The 18,184-nt window shown below is 65.2% G+C and carries 13 protein-coding genes; 3 read left to right on the top strand and 10 right to left on the bottom strand.

The window, feature by feature from the left end:
* Positions 1-269: 269 nt before the first annotated feature.
* Entirely contained in the window at positions 270-2,915 is a 2,646-nt protein-coding gene (gene pepN / locus AC1RWL_RS27760) for an aminopeptidase N (protein WP_493096712.1), read from the top strand.
* Positions 2,916-3,017: 102 nt separating this feature from the next.
* Here the strand turns inward: pepN and AC1RWL_RS27755 are convergent, their stop codons facing one another.
* Positions 3,018-3,386: a VOC family protein gene (locus AC1RWL_RS27755; protein WP_256120870.1), complete on the bottom strand. Its 369-nt coding sequence runs from the start codon at positions 3,384-3,386 to the stop codon at positions 3,018-3,020.
* Between the two features lie 75 nt (positions 3,387-3,461).
* On the opposite strand from AC1RWL_RS27755, the gene AC1RWL_RS27750 reads away from it, so the two are divergent.
* Together AC1RWL_RS27750 and AC1RWL_RS27745 are read left to right on the top strand one after the other, a co-directional pair.
* Positions 3,462-4,208 (top strand): helix-turn-helix transcriptional regulator, encoded by a 747-nt coding sequence (locus AC1RWL_RS27750; protein WP_493096711.1) that lies wholly within the window; start codon positions 3,462-3,464, stop codon positions 4,206-4,208.
* A 117-nt stretch (positions 4,209-4,325) separates the two neighbouring features.
* Positions 4,326-6,674: a PAS domain-containing sensor histidine kinase gene (locus AC1RWL_RS27745; RefSeq protein WP_493096710.1), complete on the top strand. Its 2,349-nt coding sequence runs from the start codon at positions 4,326-4,328 to the stop codon at positions 6,672-6,674.
* A gap of 12 nt (positions 6,675-6,686) precedes the next feature.
* On the opposite strand, the gene AC1RWL_RS27740 is transcribed toward AC1RWL_RS27745, so the two are convergent.
* The 9 genes from AC1RWL_RS27740 to AC1RWL_RS27700 all read right to left on the bottom strand — a co-directional run bounded on the left by AC1RWL_RS27740 (position 6,687) and on the right by AC1RWL_RS27700 (position 18,127).
* Positions 6,687-9,635, bottom strand: a complete 2,949-nt coding sequence (locus tag AC1RWL_RS27740) for a bifunctional [glutamine synthetase] adenylyltransferase/[glutamine synthetase]-adenylyl-L-tyrosine phosphorylase (protein WP_493096709.1) — start codon at positions 9,633-9,635, stop codon at positions 6,687-6,689.
* A 49-nt stretch (positions 9,636-9,684) separates the two neighbouring features.
* Positions 9,685-11,100, bottom strand: a complete 1,416-nt coding sequence (locus AC1RWL_RS27735; protein ID WP_493096879.1) for a sensor histidine kinase — start codon at positions 11,098-11,100, stop codon at positions 9,685-9,687.
* Positions 11,101-11,113: 13 nt separating this feature from the next.
* Positions 11,114-11,797, bottom strand: coding sequence for a response regulator transcription factor (locus tag AC1RWL_RS27730; protein WP_439618385.1), 684 nt, complete (start codon positions 11,795-11,797; stop codon positions 11,114-11,116).
* A 116-nt stretch (positions 11,798-11,913) separates the two neighbouring features.
* Positions 11,914-13,482 carry a Do family serine endopeptidase gene (locus AC1RWL_RS27725; protein ID WP_492648860.1) on the bottom strand — a complete coding sequence of 523 codons (1,569 nt, stop codon included), beginning with the start codon at positions 13,480-13,482 and terminating at the stop codon, positions 11,914-11,916.
* Between the two features lie 123 nt (positions 13,483-13,605).
* Entirely contained in the window at positions 13,606-14,064 is a 459-nt protein-coding gene (locus AC1RWL_RS27720; protein ID WP_493096708.1) for a cytochrome c-type biogenesis protein, read from the bottom strand.
* Entirely contained in the window at positions 14,061-16,046 is a 1,986-nt protein-coding gene (locus AC1RWL_RS27715) for a heme lyase CcmF/NrfE family subunit (RefSeq protein WP_493096707.1), read from the bottom strand. Before AC1RWL_RS27715 ends, AC1RWL_RS27720 begins: the two co-directional genes overlap by 4 nt.
* Positions 16,043-16,492, bottom strand: a complete 450-nt coding sequence (gene ccmE, locus AC1RWL_RS27710; protein WP_493096706.1) for a cytochrome c maturation protein CcmE — start codon at positions 16,490-16,492, stop codon at positions 16,043-16,045. The genes AC1RWL_RS27715 and ccmE overlap by 4 nt, the downstream gene beginning before the upstream one ends.
* Positions 16,489-17,607: a c-type cytochrome biogenesis protein CcmI gene (gene ccmI, locus AC1RWL_RS27705; RefSeq protein ID WP_493096705.1), complete on the bottom strand. Its 1,119-nt coding sequence runs from the start codon at positions 17,605-17,607 to the stop codon at positions 16,489-16,491. The genes ccmE and ccmI overlap by 4 nt, the downstream gene beginning before the upstream one ends.
* 94 nt (positions 17,608-17,701) lie before the next feature.
* On the bottom strand, positions 17,702-18,127 hold the full coding sequence (locus AC1RWL_RS27700; RefSeq protein WP_493096878.1) for an RT0821/Lpp0805 family surface protein: 426 nt from the start codon (positions 18,125-18,127) through the stop codon (positions 17,702-17,704).
* Between the last annotated feature and the right edge of the window lie 57 nt (positions 18,128-18,184).

Here is an 18,184-nt window from a genome sequence, read left to right as displayed (position 1 = left end):
CAGAGGATTGCAAGTCTAGCGGGATTGACCGCCGGATGGGATCAATTCTGGTGATGCGTCGCGGATATTTTTGATCGGAACCTGGCGATCAGGCGCCAGCCGGACCTTCTGTGCCAACAAGGCACAAAATTGTGAATGGGGGTCGGCTGGAAATGAGATGTTAAGCGAATAAGCATATCTATCCATGGAACTGGGGGCAGACCGTCCTTGTAGCCCATAGCGTTGCACAGAACGATTCGGGCCGGACGGCAAAAATGCAGGACATATCCATGCGGACAGAGAACGGCCGGATCATTCATCTGGCAGATTATCGCCAGACCGACTTTGTTCTCGAGCGCGTCGATTTGACCTTCGAACTGGATCCGACGGAGACGAAGGTCGAGGCGCGGCTGATCTTCCATCGCCGCGAAGGTGCCGATCTTGCGGCACCGCTGGTTCTTGACGGCGACGAGCTCGTCATGACCGGCCTGCTCTTCGACCAGATGGAGCTTGATGCCGCGCGCTACGATGCGACGCCGGACAGCCTGACCATCCGCGAGCTGCCGGCGACCGAGCCCTTCGAGATCACCATCACCACGATGATCAATCCGGAGGCCAACACCCAGCTGATGGGCCTCTACCGCACGAACGGCGTTTACTGCACGCAGTGCGAAGCGGAAGGTTTCCGCCGCATCACCTATTTCCCCGATCGGCCGGACGTGCTGGCCGTCTACACGGTCAACATCATTGCCGACAAGGCGAGCTGCCCGCTGCTCTTGTCCAACGGCAACTTTTTGGGCGGCGCGGGTTACGGCGAAGGCAAGCATTTCGCCGCCTGGTTCGATCCGCATCCGAAGCCCTCGTACCTCTTCGCGCTGGTCGCCGGCGATCTCGGCGTCGTGGAAGACACGTTCACCACGCTGTCCGGCCGCGAGGTCACGCTGAAGATCTATGTCGAGCACGGCAAGGAGCCGCGCGCGGCCTATGCCATGGACGCGCTGAAGCGCTCGATGAAGTGGGACGAGGAGGTGTTCGGCCGCGAATACGACCTCGACATCTTCATGATCGTCGCCGTCTCCGACTTCAACATGGGCGCCATGGAGAACAAGGGGCTCAACGTCTTCAACGACAAATACGTGCTCGCCGACCCGGAAATCGCGACCGACCAGGACTATGCGAATATCGAGGCGATCATCGCGCACGAATATTTCCACAACTGGACGGGCAACCGCGTCACCTGCCGCGACTGGTTCCAGCTGTGCCTGAAGGAAGGCCTGACGGTCTATCGCGACCACGAATTCTCCGCCGACCAGCGCTCGCGCGCCGTCAAGCGCATCGCCGAGGTGCGGCACCTGAAGTCGGAACAGTTTCCGGAAGATGCCGGCCCCCTCGCCCATCCCGTTCGCCCGACGAAATACCGCGAAATCAACAACTTCTACACGACGACCGTCTACGAAAAGGGCTCCGAGGTGACGCGCATGATCGCGACCATCGTCGGCCGGGACGGTTTCAAGAAGGGCATGGACCTCTATTTCGAGCGTCATGACGGCGATGCCGCGACGATCGAGGATTTCGTCAAATGCTTCGAGGAGGCGAACGGCGTCGACCTCGCACAGTTCGCGCTCTGGTACCATCAGGCCGGCACGCCGCTGGTCAGCGTCTCGTCGAGCTACGACCAGGGCAAGGGCGAATTCACGCTGTCGCTGGAACAGATGATCCCGCCGACGCCGGGCCAGAGCACGAAGGAGCCGATGCACATTCCGCTGCGCTTCGGCCTGATCTCCGCCGACGGCTCGGAGGTGACGCCCGCCACGAGCGGCGCCGAGGTGACCGGCGACGTGCTGCACCTCAAGGAGCGCCGCCAGACGGTGACCTTCTCCGGCGTTACCTCGCGTCCGGTCGTTTCGCTCAACCGCAGTTTTTCGGCACCGATCAACCTGCATTTCGAGCAGGCCCCGGCCGACCTCGCCCATATCGCGCGCCATGACAGCGATCTCTTCGCCCGCTGGCAGGCGCTGAACGACCTGGCGCTTCCCAATCTCGTGGATGCGGCACGCAAGGCGCGCGCCGGCACGTCGGTCGAGACGAACCCGGTGCTTGCCGATACGCTGATCGCCATTGCCGGCGACGAGACGCTGGAGCCCGCCTTCCGGGCACAGGCGCTCGCGCTACCGTCCGAATCCGACGTCGCGCGCGAGCTCGGCAGCAACAATGATCCTGACGCCATCCGCACCGGCCGCGAGGCCGTGCTCGCTTTCGTGGCGAACCGCAACCCCGCCGTCTTCGCAGACCTGTTCGACCGTCACCGCATCGAAGGTGCCTTTACGCCGGATGCGGAAGGCGCCGGCCACCGGGCGTTGCGCAATGCGGCGCTTGCCTATCTCGCCGTCGCCGACGGCACGCCGGCCCGCGCCGTGGAAGCTTTCGCGGCGGCCGACAACATGACGGACCTCAGCGCGGCACTCACCGTGCTCGCCCACCGCTTCCCCGATGCGCCGGAGACGGCGGCAGCGCTCGAAACCTTCCGCGCGCGCTTTGCCGACAATGCGCTGGTCATCGACAAGTGGTTCTCCATCCAGTCGACCATTCCGGGCGATGGCGCGCTGGAGCGCATCAAGGCGCTGATGGAAAGCCCGCTTTTCAACAAGACGAACCCGAACCGCATGCGCGCGCTCGTCGGCACCTTCGCCTTCTCCAACCCGACCGGCTTCAACCGGGCGGACGGCGCAGGCTACCGGTTCCTTGCCGAGCAGATCCTGGAAATCGACCCGAAGAACCCGCAGCTCGCCGCCCGCATCCTCACCTCCATGCGCTCCTGGCGCGCGCTGGAGGAAGTGCGCTCCGACCACGCCCGCAACGCGTTGCGCAGCATCGCCGCGGGCGAAAAGCTGTCGTCCGACGTGTCGGACATCGTGGAGCGCATGCTGAAGGGCTAGAGCATTTCCAGCCGAAGCGGAATCGCTTCGGCGTCGGATAATGCGGTACAACAATATCCTAGAACAATTCCGGGTTTACCGGAATTGTTCTAGCCCCCTCGGTTAATTGGCCGGTGGGCAGACGCGGATGCGGTGGCCATCCGGATCGAGCGCGACGAAGGTGCGGCCGAAGACCGCGTTGAACGGCGGCTGCTCGATCGCGACATCGGCCGCGCGCCATTCATCGTGAAGCCGGTCGATGGACGCATTGTCCTCCGCGACGATGGCGATTTCGCTACGGTGCCCGGTGCCCGAGGAGACGAATTCCGAGGAGCTGGTCGACCACAGGCCGAGGCCAAGGCCGTTCTCGAACCGGAATGCGACAAAGCCCGGGGACTGCGCCACCGGCGCATGGGCAAACAGCTTTTCGTAAAACAGGCCGCTCGCTGCCGCGTCTTCGACGTAGAGAATGAGGAGATTGGGAGCCGTCATGGGGATCGTCCTTTGTTTGCGTTGACGGGATGATCTTTAGGCGACACCGCTGCCAAAAACTGGCAGTATGTTGCCATGGCCCGATCCGAAAGACTACTCGCTCTCCTCCAGGTCCTGAGACGCCACCGCCATGCGGTGAGCGGCGCCACGCTTGCCGGCGAGCTCGGCATCAGCATCCGGACGCTCTACCGCGACATCGCCTCGCTACAGGCGCAGGGCGCCGATATCGAGGGGGAGCCCGGCGTCGGCTACATCCTGCGCCCCGGCTTCATGCTCCCGCCCCTGATGTTCTCGCAGGGGGAGCTGGAAGCCTTGATGCTCGGTTTCCGCTGGGTGCAGAAATTCGCCGACGCCCCCGTGACGAAGGCCGCGACGGACGCCCTTGCCAAGATTTCCGCGGTGCTGCCGGCGGAACTGCGCGAGGAGCTGGAGAATACGGCGCTGCTTGTCGGGCCGCGGCGCATCGTCGACAGCGAAATCGTCGATCTCGCCCTGATCCGCACGGCGATCCGACGGGAGCGAAAGCTGCGGCTCTCCTATGCCGACAGTGTCGGCGCGCTTTCGGAACGAACCATCTGGCCCGTGGCGCTCGGCTATTTCGAGGACACGAGGATGCTGGTCGCCTGGTGCGAATCGCGGCAGGGCTACAGGCATTTTCGCACGGAGCGGATGCTGGCGCTCGCCATGCTTGAAGAGCGTTTTCCGCGCCGGCGCGCGGCGATGCTGAAGGAATGGAAGGAGACGGAGGCCGGTCCGCGTCGTCCGATCGGAGCCGAACCCGGCACGGACACCCCGTCGGCAAATGCAAAATCCCAACCATAAGAAATGGTTAAAAAACTTTAACCCTTTCCTCTGGACAAGCGGAATCACAATTGATTCATTAGGGTAGATTCGGGCGAGCGGCGCGCCGAATCACGAAAAGGTACAAGGTTTAAGACTATGGCGGACGCGCAACGAGGACGCGCAGCCGGCGGGTGGACTCGTCTCAAATTTCCGGGAATGGCGGCCTGGGAAGATGAACTGACGGGACAGGCGAAGATATTCGCCGGACCTGCCGCACGGCATCTGACACGGGCCGAGCCCGTGCTGAAGCGGTCGATACCGATCCTGATCATCGCCTTCCTGTTCGTGGTGGCCATCTCGCGCATGGTCGGTATCCTGGTCGAGCACGACCGGATGGACACGAGCGTACGCGACACGACCTCGTTGACGGCACTGGCCGTTGGCGCCGTCTTCTCCGGCCGCATGGCCGACAGCCTCGCGAAATCCGACCGCATGGCGGTCGAGGCGGCGCTCACCCTCAACCTGCCGCAGGACCGCATGCAGCCGGGCGGGCTGGTGCTTTTCGTCGAGGAGAAGGGGCACGTCTTCGGCGCGTCGCTTGCGGCGGCGCAGTATGTCGGCCAGTCGCTTGCGCGCTTCTCGCCCGAGCTGGCGGCCAGCCAGTATTTCGGCGAGCAGGCCGGCGTCTTCCGCGCCCGCGTCGGCGGCGAGGAATATTACGCCTCGCTCGTGCAGATGCCCAAGAAGGGCGGCTTCATCATCGTCGCCAATCCGCTGGGGCAGCTCGCGGTGTTCTGGCGCGACGAGGTGGCGCTGAACGTCACGCTGTTCTCCGGCATTTCGGCGATCCTGCTCGTCATCCTCTACGCCTATTATATCCAGGCGAAGCGCGCCCGCGATGCGGATGCGATCTTCGCGGAATCCAACCTGCGCGTCGAGACGGCGCTCGCCCGCGGCCGCTGCGGCCTGTGGGATTTCGACCTCACCAGCCGACGGCTGTTCTGGTCGCGCTCCATGTACGAAATGCTCGGCATGCCGGCGCGCGACAGCGTGCTGTCCTTCGGCGATGCGGCGCGCCTGATGCACCCCGACGACGACGGCATCTACCAGGTCGCACGCGCCGTCGCCCGCGGCGAGGCCAAGCAGGTCGATCAGGTGTTTCGTATGCGCCATGCCGAGGGGCACTATGTGTGGCTGCGCGCCCGCGCCCAGCTCATCCGCATGGCCTCCGGCCGCATGCACATGATCGGCATCGCCATGGACGTGACCGAGCAGCACCGGCTCGCCCAGCGCTACCAGGAAGCCGACCAGCGCCTTGCCGACGCCATCGAATGCACGTCCGAGGCCTTCGTGCTGTGGGACAAGAGCGACCGGCTCGTCATGTGCAATGCGCATTACCAGCAGGCCTACGGCCTTCCTGACGACGTGCTGGTGCCCGGCACCGAGCGCGCGGCGGTGCATGCCGCGGCCGCCCGCCCGGTCATCGAGCGGCGCATCGCCGATGCGGATGGCACCGGCGCCTCGCAGACCAGCGAAGTGCAGCTTGCCGACGAGCGCTGGCTGCAGATCAACGAGCGGCGCACCCGTGACGGCGGCCTCGTCTCCGTCGGCACCGACATCACCATGATGAAGCGCCACCAGGTGCGCCTGCGCGAATCCGAGCGCCGGCTGATGGCAACCATCGGCGACCTTTCGGCGTCCCGCGCCAAGCTGGAGCGGCAGAAATCGGAACTCTCGGTCGCCAACGCCAATTACCAGGCGGAAAAGGAACGCGCCGAGGCGGCGAACCGCGCAAAATCCGAATTCCTCGCCAACATGTCGCATGAGCTGCGCACGCCGCTCAACGCCATCTTGGGCTTCTCCGAAATCCTGCAAAACCAGATGTTCGGCCCGATCGGCTCGGACAAGTACCGCGAATATTCCCGCGACATCCACGAGAGCGGCAAACACCTCCTGAACGTCATCAGCGATATCCTCGACATGTCGAAGATCGAGGCCGGCCATATGCGCGTGAGCTGCGAGACGATCGATCTGGCGCCGTTGATCGAGGAGACGCTGCGGCTCACCATGTTGCAGGCGGAGAAGAAGCACATTCAGGTGCGCCAGGCCTATCCGGACAATCTGCTGACGGTTGCCGATCGGCGCGCCATGAAGCAGATCTTGCTGAACCTCCTGTCGAACGCCATGAAGTTCACCAATGCCGGCGGCGAGGTGGAAGTGCGGGCGCGCCGGGTGGATGGCGCGGTGACGCTCACCATCGCCGATACCGGCATCGGCATCCCGAAATCCGCCCTCCAGAAGATCGGCCAGCCCTTCGAGCAGGTGCAGAGCCAATATGCCAAGAGCAAGGGCGGCTCCGGCCTCGGCCTCGCCATCTCCCGCTCCCTCGCCCACCTGCACGGCGGCGCCATGCGCATCCGCTCGCTGGAAGGCAAGGGCACGATCATCTCCGTGCGCATTCCCGACCGGGAACGGCTGGCGGCGCTGCATCTCGTGGCGGCGTGAAGACCGCGACGGTCAGCCCTTGACCGTCGCCTGGAAAATCTTGCGCACGGCCTTGGACAGCCGGCGGATTTCGGCTTCCAGCGTGCGCAGGTCCGGGCAGTCTCCAGCGCGGCAGACGAGGTCGATAAGGCCGGCGGGGGCCTCCTTGGGGTCGAAACCGCCGTCGATGCAGAGACGCACGATCTGCGAAATCTCCGTATAGAGCGTCAGCGCCTTCTGCACCGTGTCGAGGTCGTTCGGGTCCATCATTTCGGCACCCAACAGCGCCAGCGCGTCGGCCGTCGGCAGCACCTTGTCCGGCTGCGCCGCCCCCTTCGCCGGCGCCACGAGCGCCAGGAACTGGGCGATGAACTCGATGTCGATCAGCCCGCCGGCAATGAGCTTCAGGTCCCAGATGTCCTTCGGCGGCTTTTCCTGGTCGATGAGCGTTCGCATTTCGGCGACGTCCTTGGCGATCTTGCCGACCTCGCGCTTGCGCCCGAGCACGGAGGCGAAAATCGCCTGCGCCTCCGCCGCAAGGCTCTCGTCGCCTGAGAGCACGCGGGCGCGGGTCAGCGCCATGTGTTCCCAGGTCCACGCCTCCTCCATCTGGTACTTCGCAAAGGAGGTGATGCGGGTCGCGACCGGGCCTTTGTTGCCGGAGGGGCGCAGGCGCATGTCGACCTCGTAGAGCACGCCTTCGGCGGTCGGGGCGGAGAGTGCCGCGATCAGCCGCTGCGTGATTCGGGTGAAATATTTGATGTTGTCGAGCGGCTTGGCGCCATCCGATTCGAACGCGTCGGCGTCGTGGTCGTAGAGCAGGATGAGGTCGATGTCGGAGCCGGCGGTCAGCTCGAAACTGCCGAGCTTGCCCATGCCGACCAGCGCCACGCGCCCGCCGGGGAATTTGCCATGCGCCGCCTCGATCTCCTCCAGCACCGCCTTCAGCGCGGCGGCGACGATGAGGTCCGCGACATGGGTCAAGGCGCGGGCGGCCTGCTTGCCGGTGATGGCGCCGGTCAGGAGCCGGATGCCGATCAAGAAGCGCTGTTCGGCGGCGATGATGCGCAGGCGGTCGAGGATTTCCTCATAGTGCCGGGCGCCGGAGACGAAACCATCGATGCGCTCGGAGAGGTAGGCGCGCGTCGGCAGTTCGGCGAGCAGGCTCGGGTCGAGCATGCCGTCGAAGACATGGGGTTTTGCCGCGATCACCTCGGCAAGCCGCGGCGCGGACGACATGATGTTGACGATGAGGGACAGCAGTGCGGGATTGTTGCCGAGCAGCGAGAAGAGCTGGATGCCCGCCGGCAGGCCGGAGATGAAACTGTCGAAGCGCAGCAGCGCCTCGTCCGCCCGCTTGCTCTCGCCGAAGACGCTGAGAAGCTGCGGCGTCAGCTCCGTCAGCCGCTCGCGCGCCTCGACGGATTGCGTGGCGCGGTAGCGGCCGTAATGCCAGGTGCGGATGGTGCGGGAAATGTCGGCGGGGCGCTCGAAGCCGAGGCGCTTCAGCGTTTCCAACGTATCCGGATCGTCCTTCTGGCCGGTGAAGACGAGATTGCCGGTCTCCGACGAGAGTTTCGCCTCCTGCTCGAACAGCGCCGCATAACGCCGCTCGACGGTCTTCAGCACCGAAACCAGTTTGGCGGAAAAGCCGGCCGTGTCCTCGAAACCCAGCATGAAGGCAATGCGCTTCAGCTCGGCTTCCGTTTCCGGCAGAAGATGGGTCTGCTCGTCGCGCACCATCTGGATGCGATGCTCGACATCGCGCAGGAACCAGTAGGCTTCAGTCAATTCCCCGGCCGTCGCCGCGTCGATCCAGTTGGCCTTCGCGAGTTCCGAAAGCATCGGCTCGGTGGCACGCAGCCTGAGCGCCGGCACGCGGCCACCGGCGATCAATTGCTGGGTCTGCACGAAAAACTCGATCTCGCGGATGCCGCCACGGCCGAGCTTGACGTTGTGGCCCTTGACCGCGATCTCGCCATGGCCCTTGTGCACATGGATCTGCCGCTTGATCGAATGGATGTCGGCGATCGCCGCATAATCGAGATATTTGCGGAAGACGAAGGGGATGAGGTCCTTCAGGAAAGCCTCACCGGCCTTGATGTCGCCGGCGATCGGCCGCGCCTTGATGAAGGCGGCGCGCTCCCAGTTCTGCCCCCTGCCCTCGTAATAGAGCATGGCCGAATCGACCGAGATGGCAAGCGGCGTGGCGCCCGGATCGGGCCGGAGGCGCAGGTCGGTGCGGAAGACATAACCGTCGCCGGTGCGCTCCTGCATGATGCGGATCAGCCGGCGCACGAGGCGGGAAAAGGTCTCGACGGCTTCGTTTGCATCGACCGCGATCTGCGCCATCGGATCGAAGAAGATGACGAGGTCGATATCGGAGGAATAGTTGAGTTCCGAGGCGCCGAGCTTGCCCATGCCGAGCACGATGAGGCCCGACCTGTCGCTCGGATGCGCGGGATCGGGCAGTTTCAGCTTGCCGCTGTCATGCGCCGAGAGGAGGAGATGGTCGATGGCGGCGGAGGTCGCGGCGGTCGCAAGGTCGGTCAGCAGCGCAGTGGTCCGGCGCGCGTCAAAAATCCGGGCAAGGTCGGCGAGCGCGGTGAGGAAGGCGACCTCGCGCTTGGCGACGCGCAGCCGGGTCATCAGCATGGCCTCCGTCACCTCGCCGGCCGGTTGCCAGGCGTTTCGCGCACGGTCGATCGCGGCCTCGATGGCGGGCAGGATCGGCTCTTCGAGCGCGCGGACGAGCAGGCCGGGGTCGATGCGCGCGGTGTCGCGCAGATAGGGCGAGAGGGAAAAGGCCGCGACGATGAAGTCCCTGAGCGGCCCGTCCTCACCGAGGAGCTTGGCGATGGCGGCGTGGTCCCTGCCCCAATCCTTGAGATCGGAGAGCACCGACTTGACCTCCGCCTGGCTCAAAGGCCGGATCGGGCTCGTCGAAAGATCGGAAAACCGCGTCGTTTCCGTTGCGCTCATGATGTCTCCTCAGCAAGAGCTTTTGCTCGCTCGTTGCCGAAGAGCTGTATCAGTCCACAACGACGGGGAAAACCATGCGGACCGTCAGCCCCCGATTGTTTTCCCGTTCCGGATGGGTGGAATCGAGCTCCAGCCGACCGTGATGCATCTCCATGACGGCGACGGCGAGCGACAGGCCGAGGCCTGTGCCGGGCTTGGAGCGGCTGGCATCGAGGCGCACGAAGCGCTTCACCACGTCGTCGCGCTTTTCCTCCGGCACGCCGGGACCGCTATCGGAAACCGAGAGCACGACGTCGCCCTCCCGGAGCGCAAGCGAAATGCGGATTTCCGGCTCGCCGCCGCTGCCCTCGGCATATTTCACCGCATTGTCGATGAGGTTGCCGAGCGCCTGGCCGACGAGCTCGCGATTGCCCGTGATCTCGATGCCGTCGGCGATGTCAGTCACGAGCTTCAGCCCGCAATCCTCGGCCACCGGCTCGTAGAGCTCGGCGCTGTCATGCGCGATGCCGCTGATGTCGATCGCGCTCATTTCCGCCGGCGCCTGGCCGGCCTCGACGCGGGAGATCATCAAGAGCGCATTGAAGGTGCGGATGAGCTGGTCGGATTCGGTGATCATCTCCTCCAGCGCCGTGCGGTGATCGGTCTTTTCGCCGCCGGCAAGCGCCGCCTCCGCCTTGTTGCGCAGCCGCGTCAGCGGTGTCTTCAGGTCGTGCGCGATATTGTCGGAGACCTGCTTCAGGCCCTCGTTCAGCTTCTCGATGCGGCCGAGCATGGTGTTGAGCGATTCGGACAGCCGGTCGAACTCGTCGCCGGAGCCGCTCGTCGGCAGGCGCTGCGAAAGGTCGCCCGCCATGATGCGCTGGCTGGCGCCGGACATGCGGTCCATGCGCTTCAGCGCATTGCGGCCGATGAGATACCAGATGGCGAGCGCGCCGACGCCCATGACGCCGAGCGCCACCATCAGCGCCTGGCGCACCAGGTTGCGGAAATTCTCCGGCTCGCCGAGATCGCGGCCGACGAGCACGCGCAGCCCGTTGGACAGCACGCTCACCTGCGCATAGGCCATGGGGCGGTTGTTGCCGCGCGCCTCTTCCTGGTAGCGCTGATAACGGAACGGCGTCTCCGTCCAGCCCTCGGTGTCCAGCACGCCGGGTTGCAGCGAGGCCACGTTGCCGGCCAGCACCTCGCCGGTCGGGCTGGCGATGACGTAGAGATTGGCGCCGGGCTGGCGCGAGCGCCGCTCCAGCGTGCGCAGCAGGCCGTTCATGCCATTGTTGTCGAAGACGCGCTCGATCTGCTCGGTCTCCTGCGCCACCGCCTCGCGCATCTGCTGCTGCAGCAGGTTTTCCGACATGGAGGAGACGTAGAAAACGAGGAAGGCCGCGCAGGTGGCAAACAGCAGCAGATAGACCGCGGAAAGGCGCACCGCCGTGGTTCGGTAGAGAGCGGTCAGCCGGCCGAGCATCCGATGCATGAGGTCAGCCCGCCGCCTCGTCCTTCATCATGTATCCGGCGCCGCGCACGGTGCGCAGCAGCGGCTGGTCGAAATCCTTTTCGATCTTCGAGCGCAGCCGCGAGACATGAACGTCGATGACATTGGTCTGCGGGTCGAAATGATAATCCCAGACGTTTTCCAGCAGCATGGTGCGCGTCACCACCTGGCCGGCATTCTTCATCAGATATTCGAGCAGGCGGAATTCCCGCGGCTGGAGCAGGATCTCCTTGCCGGCGCGCTTGACGGTGTGGGACAGCCGGTCGAGTTCCAGATCGCCGACGCGGTAGACCATGTCCTGCTCCGGCGTGCCCTTGCGACGCCCGAGCACCTCGACGCGGGCCAGAAGCTCGCTGAACGCGTAGGGTTTCGGCAGATAATCGTCGCCGCCGGCGCGAAGCCCGGTCACCCGATCGTCGACCTGGCCAAGCGCCGAGAGGATCAGCACGGGCGTGTGGATGTTGCGGCGGCGCAGCTCGGAGATCACCGACAGGCCGTCACGGCGCGGCAGCATGCGGTCGATGACCAGCACGTCATAGCTGTTCTCGGTGGCGAGGAAGAGGCCGCTTTCGCCGTCGCTCGCATGGTCGAGCACGATGCCCGCCTCGCGAAAGGCCTTCGAGAGATAGGCGGCCGCCTCCAGATCGTCTTCCACAATCAATATCTTCATCGTCCGGACCTTACAGCATGTTCAGCGGGACTTGGCTAGACGCGCGAAACCCCGATGCGGCAGCGCCGCGAAACCCTTCGATTTCGCGGCGCCGTGGAGCGAGGTTACGGAGCCGTTCAGCCCTGTTCGATCGGCAGTGCCAGGAAGCGGCTGCCGTCGTTGGTCTCGATCTGGAACAGCGCCTTGGAGCGACCGTCCTTGCGGGCGTTGTTGATGACCTTCACCACGTCGTCGGCAGACTTCACAGCCTGGTTGTTGACGGAGGTGATGCGGTCGCCTTCCTTCAGGCCGCGGTCGCTGGCGTCGGAGTCCGGGTCGACGGCAGAGACCGTCAGGCCCTTGTCGTCCGGGGTGACCGTGATGCCGAGATCGGCAAGCGCCTGCTCGCTGGCGGGGGCTTCCGGTTCGGCTTCCTCGGTGGTGCCCGTGGCGGCCTGGATCTGCTCGCCGGCAAGCGTGCCGATCTCGACCGAGACGTTTTGCGCCTTGCCGTCACGCCAGACCGAAACGTCGACCTTGGTGCCGGGCGACATGTCGGCGACACGGCGGGCGAGGTCACGCGGGTCCTTGACCGGCTCGCCATCGAGCGCCGTGATCACGTCGCCCTTCTGGATGCCGGCCTTGGCGCCGGGCGAGTCCGTCTGCGGCTCCACGACGAGCGCACCGGCGGCATCCGCAAGGCCGAGCGAGTCGGCGATGTCGCGGCTCACCGGCTGGATCTGCACGCCGAGCCAGCCGCGGTCGACCTTGCCGTCCTTCATCAGGTCGGCGACGACGCCCTTGGCAACAGAAGCCGGAATGGCGAAGGCGATGCCAACATTGCCGCCTGACGGCGAGAAGATCGCGGTGTTGATGCCGACGACCTGGCCGTTGAGGTTGAAGGTCGGGCCGCCCGAATTGCCGCGGTTCACGGCAGCGTCCACCTGGAGGTAATCGTCATAGGGGCCGGAGCCGATATCGCGGCCGCGGGCCGAGATGATGCCGGCCGTCACCGTGCCGCCGAGGCCGAAGGGGTTGCCGACGGCGACGACCCAGTCGCCGACGCGGATCTGGCTGTCATCGGCGAAGCTCACATAGGTGAACTTGCGCTTGTCCTTGTCGTCGACCTTCAGCACGGCGAGGTCGGTGCGGCTGTCCTTGCCGATCAGCTTGGCATCGAGTTCGGTGCCGTCGTTCATGACGACGGTGAAGGCCGAACCGTCATTGACGACGTGGTTGTTGGTAACGATGTAGCCGTCTTCGGAGATGAAGAAGCCGGAACCCTGCGAGGTCGGGCGCAGGTGCGGCTTGCGGTCACGGCGATCGCCGAAGCGGCGATCCGGGCCGCGGTCGCCGCGGAAGCCGTCCTGGCCGCCGAACTCGCGGAAGAAGCGCTTCAGCGGGTGGTTGTCCGGCAGCTCGTCGAGATCGCGACCGCCGAAATTGAAGCTGAAGTTGTTGCCGCCCTCATCGGAAGCCGGCTTGATATCGGACTGGACGCGAACGGAAACCACGGCCGGCGAGACGGCCTGGACGACGTCGGCGAAGCTCGCGACCTGCGGCGCCTGGACGGAAACGGCCTCTGCAAAACTCTCGGTAACACGCGCGGGAATGCCGGTCGCGAGCATAACGGCCGCAAGTCCGGCGACGGTGGTCGTCTTCAGTACGGTCTTGAGGTTGGGACGGAATGCTGAAATCTTGGACATTCTTTGCACCTTTTCTCTCACTTCATGGCCGCGTTCAGCAGCCGATGGAGAAGAGATAGGCTCGCGCACATTACGGCGCACTATCCGCAGCATGAATTTTTCGTAATGTTGGAGAATTCCGGGTCAGTCGCGCTTTAGCGCGCTTTCGAGTTCGGCCTTTTCCGCTTCTGAAAGTGGCGTTCCGGTCGGCTTGCCGCCGCGTTTGCGCACGAAAAGCACCATGGCCGCCGCCCCTGCAAGGAACAGCACGATCGGCGCGCCCCAGAGCAGCAGCGTCTCGCCGCGCAGGCGCGGGTTCAGCAGCACGAATTCACCGTAGCGCGAGACGACATAGTTTATCACCGCCTCGTCGCTGTCGCCGTCCTTCAGCCGCTCGCGCACAAGAAGCCTGAGGTCGCGGGCGAGCTCGGCATTCGAATCGTCGATCGACTGATTCTGGCACACCATGCAGCGAAGCTGCGACGACAGCGCCCGTGCACGCGCCTCCAGCGCCGGATCGGCGAGCACCTCGTCCGGATTGACGGCAAAGGCCGGGAATGCGGCAAGCACAAAAGCCACGGCAAGCAGCAGGCGACGCATCATTCCGCCGCCTCCAGCACCGGCTTCACCTTGCGCACCTTCTGCGGCGCCCCGACGCGCAGGCGCCGGTCGCAGAGCGAAACGACGCCGCCCGCCATCATGATCAGCGCGCCGAGCCAGATGCACAGGATCATCGGCTTCCACCAGACGCGCACGACGATGCCGCCATCCGCCATCGCATCGCCGAGCGACACATAGAGCTGGCTGAAGCCGAAGGTGCGGATGCCCGCCTCGGTCGTCGGCATGCGGCGCGCGGTGTAGAGGCGCTTGGAGGACCAGACGTCGGTCACCGTCACGCCGCCGCGCGCCACCGTGAAGTGGCCCGATTCTTCGGAATAGTTCGGCCCCTGCCCACGGCGCATACCGTCGAAGGTCAGCACATAGCCGCCCGCCTCCACCTGCATGCCCGGCTTCATCTCCACGACATGTTCCGTCTCGAAGGCCGTCACCGCGATGACGCCGATCACCATCACGCCGACACCCATATGGGCGAGTGCGGCCCCGAAGGCCGAGCCCGGCAGGCCGATGAAGCGGCGGAAGGCGACGTTGCGCGCCACCTTGCCGAGGCCGGAGCGCAGCCAGAGATCAGTGATCGCCCCGGTGATCATGTAGAAGCCGATGGCAAGCCCGAAATAGGCCAGCACCGGCCCGCCGTTCTGCGCGTAGACCACGGCCGCCGCCAGCAGAAGGCCGACGCCGACCGCCGCAAACAGCCGCTGGCCGGCCGCAAGCACGTCGCCGCGCTTCCACGCGAGCAGCGGCCCGAACGGCACCGCCAGCAGGAGCGGCAGCATCAGCAAGCCGAAGGTCAGGTTAAAGAAGGGTGGGCCGACAGAAATCTTCTCGCCCGTCAGCGCTTCCAGCACCAGCGGATAGAGCGTGCCGGTCAAAACGGTCGCCGCCGCGGTTGTCAGGATCAAGTTGTTGAGGACGAGCGCACCCTCGCGCGAGATCGGCGCAAAAAGCCCGCCGGCCTTCAGCGTCGCGGCCCGGAAGGCGAAGAGCGACAGCGCGCCGCCGATGAAGAAGACGAGGATGGCAAGAATGAACACGCCGCGCGTCGGATCGGTCGCGAAGGCATGCACCGAGGTGAGCACGCCGGAGCGCACGAGGAAGGTGCCGAGCAGCGACATGGAGAAGGTGAGGATGGCGAGCAGCACCGTCCAGATCTTCAGCGCCTCGCGCTTTTCCATGACGAGCGCCGAATGCAGCAGCGCGGTGCCGGCAAGCCAGGGAATGAACGAGGCATTCTCCACCGGATCCCAGAACCACCAGCCGCCCCAGCCGAGTTCGTAATAGGCCCAGTAGGAGCCCATCGCGATGCCGGCCGTCAGGAAGCTCCAGGCGGCGAGCGTCCACGGACGAACCCAGCGCGCCCAGGCGGCATCGATCCGCCCGTCGATCAGCGCCGCGATGGCGAAGGAGAAACAGACGGAAAAGCCGACATAACCGAGATAGAGCAGCGGCGGATGAATGGCGAGGCCGATATCCTGCAGCACCGGATTGAGGTCCTTGCCTTCGGCCGGCGCCGGCGAAAGCCGGAGAAACGGATTGGACGTCAAAAGGATGAACAGCGCGAACGCCGTCGAAATCAGACCCTGCACCGCCAGCACATTGGCACGCAGCCGCTCGGGCAGGTTGGCGCCGAAGGTCGCGACTAGCGCACTGAAGAAGACGAGGATGAGCAGCCAGAGCAGCATCGAGCCCTCATGGTTCCCCCACACGCCGGAGATCTTGTAGATCATCGGCTTCAGCGAATGCGAATTCTCCCAGACATTCGCCACCGAAAAATCGGAGACGACATAGGCGAAGGTGAGCACCGAGAAGGAGAAGAGTACCAGCAGGAAGCCGGCGAGGGCCGCGGCGGGCGCCACCGCCATCAGCGAACGGTCGCCCCGGATGGTGCCGATCAGCGGCAGCACGGACTGGACGATCACCGTCGCCAGCGCCAGAACCAAGGCATAGTGTCCAAGCTCGATGATCATTTGATCGTTTCCTTGCCGGAGAGTTCCACGCCCTGCGCCTTCAGCCGGTCCGCCACGTCCTTGGGCATATAGGTCTCGTCATGCTTGGCGAGCACCGTGTCGGCGACGAACAGCCCGTCCGTGCCGAAGGCGCCTTCCGCCACCACGCCCTGCCCCTCGCGAAACAGGTCGGGCAGGATGCCGGTATAGGTCACCGGCACCGTGGAGAGCGTGTCCGTCACCGTGAAGGTGATGGTCGAGCCCTCGCCGCGCTTCACCGTGCCGTTCTCGACGAGGCCGCCGAGCCGGATGCGCGTGCCGGGCGGCACATTGGTCTTGGCGAGATCGCCCGGCACATAGAAATAGGCGATCGACTGGCTGAAGGCGAACATGACGAGCAGCACCGCCGCGACCAGGAAGGCCACCCCGCCGCCGATCACCGCCAAGCGTTTCTGTTTGCGTGTCATTGTCCGCCGCCCTCAGCCGAAATCGATAGGTCCTTGGCCAGCGCCAGAAGCTGTTTGCCGTTCTCGCTCGCCGCCGGGAAGGTTTTGAGCGCCGTCTGTAGAGCAGCCTCGGCCTTCGGCCTTTGATCCAGCACAACATAGGAACGGATGATGCGCATCCATCCTTCGAAATTGTCGGGATTTTCCTGAAGTTTCGACGCAAGGCTTTCGACCATGCCGGCAATCATCTGCTGCCGGTCGCCCGTCGCCATGCCTTCGGCCGCCGCGACATCGTCTGCCGTCGGATTGCCGAGCTGGTTTTCCCCCAGGGATGCGATGTGCCGGTTGACCAGCGGCAGCCACGGCGCATCCGCCGGCGCTTCCTTGGCCAGAGCCTCGAAGGCGGCGCGGGCTTCCGGCTTCTTGCCTTCCTGCTCCAGCGCCAGCGCGAGGTAATATTTTGCGCGCGGATTGTCCGCCTTCAGCTTCAGCGATTGTTCGAGCTGTACGCGCGCCTCGGCGGTCACGATGCCGTTCGCGAGCGCGATCAGCGTTTCCGCATGGCCGTCCAGCCGCTCGGGGGTGGCGCCCAGCAGGCGGATTGCCTGGGAGAAGGCGTTCGCCGCGTCCTCCATGCGCCCGCCGCGATAATAGATCGGCGCCAGCAGGTCCCACCCCGCCCCATCCTGCGGATTGCGTGCCAGATGGTTTTCGGCGCGCGCGATCAGCATGTTGATGTCGTTGCCGGGGTTTGCCAGGCGCTCTGCGAGCGGCTGGGCCGGAAGATCCGGCCGCCCGCCCGCGATGTAAAGACAGAGCCCGATGGCGGGCAGCATCACGATGACGAAGATCTGCGCCATCAGGTTGCGGCGCTCGGCCGGGCTTGCCCGGTCCTTCGCCTCGGCCTTGCTGGCGGCGATCAGCCGGCGCGCCACTTCCGCCCGCGCAAGCTCCGCCTCGGTCGCACCGATCAGGCCCGTCGCCTGGTCGCGCTTCAATTCTTCCAGCTGGTCGCGATAGACTTCCACGTCATGGCTGTCGTCGCCCGCAGCCGCCACGGGGCGGCGCAGCAGGGGAAGGAGCAGGACGGCGGCGACCGCGGCCGTCAGGATGGCGACAAGAATCCAGAAAAGCATGACAGATCAAATACTGGAACGCGCCGGCATTTCCAATTCCCCAGGGAACAATGACGCAAATTTGAGGCGTTTCGCCGCAACCGTCAAAGCGTTGTCAGGAAAGCGGCGTCCAGGCCCCGTCCGCATTGCGGCAGGCCGCACCGCGCGTCGCGGTATCGCGGCCGTCGACGGTCAGCGTGTGGCTGTACTGCCGGCAGTTCTGCGAGCCGACCTGGTAGGGCGCTGCCGCCACCACCGATCCGCTGACGCCCTTGCCCTGCCAGACGACCGGCTGTCCGCCGGGTGCAGCTTCAAGCGCACGGTATTCCGCTTCGAGCGCCCGCTGCATGTCGGCCTTGGAAAGCCCGGCTGCGGCATTGCGGCTGACGAGCCCGCCCTGCAGCGCGGTGATATACACGCCCGCGCCCGCCGGCACCGTGCCGCGGGTCTGCGTCTTGCCACCCGATGTGGTCGTACATCCCGAAACCGTCGCTGCTGCCAGAAGGAAAGGGAAAAAGGCGCCGCGCAAACCCGTCTTCATCCGCTGGAACCGTCTCTCTTCACGCATGGGGCGGCACGCCGCCCGGCAATTCGTCCA

The sequence above is a fragment of the Shinella sp. GW821-FHT10F02 genome (assembly GCF_058809275.1).
Note: the sequence above shows the minus strand (reverse complement) of the source record. Positions and strands in the feature narration are given on the sequence as shown.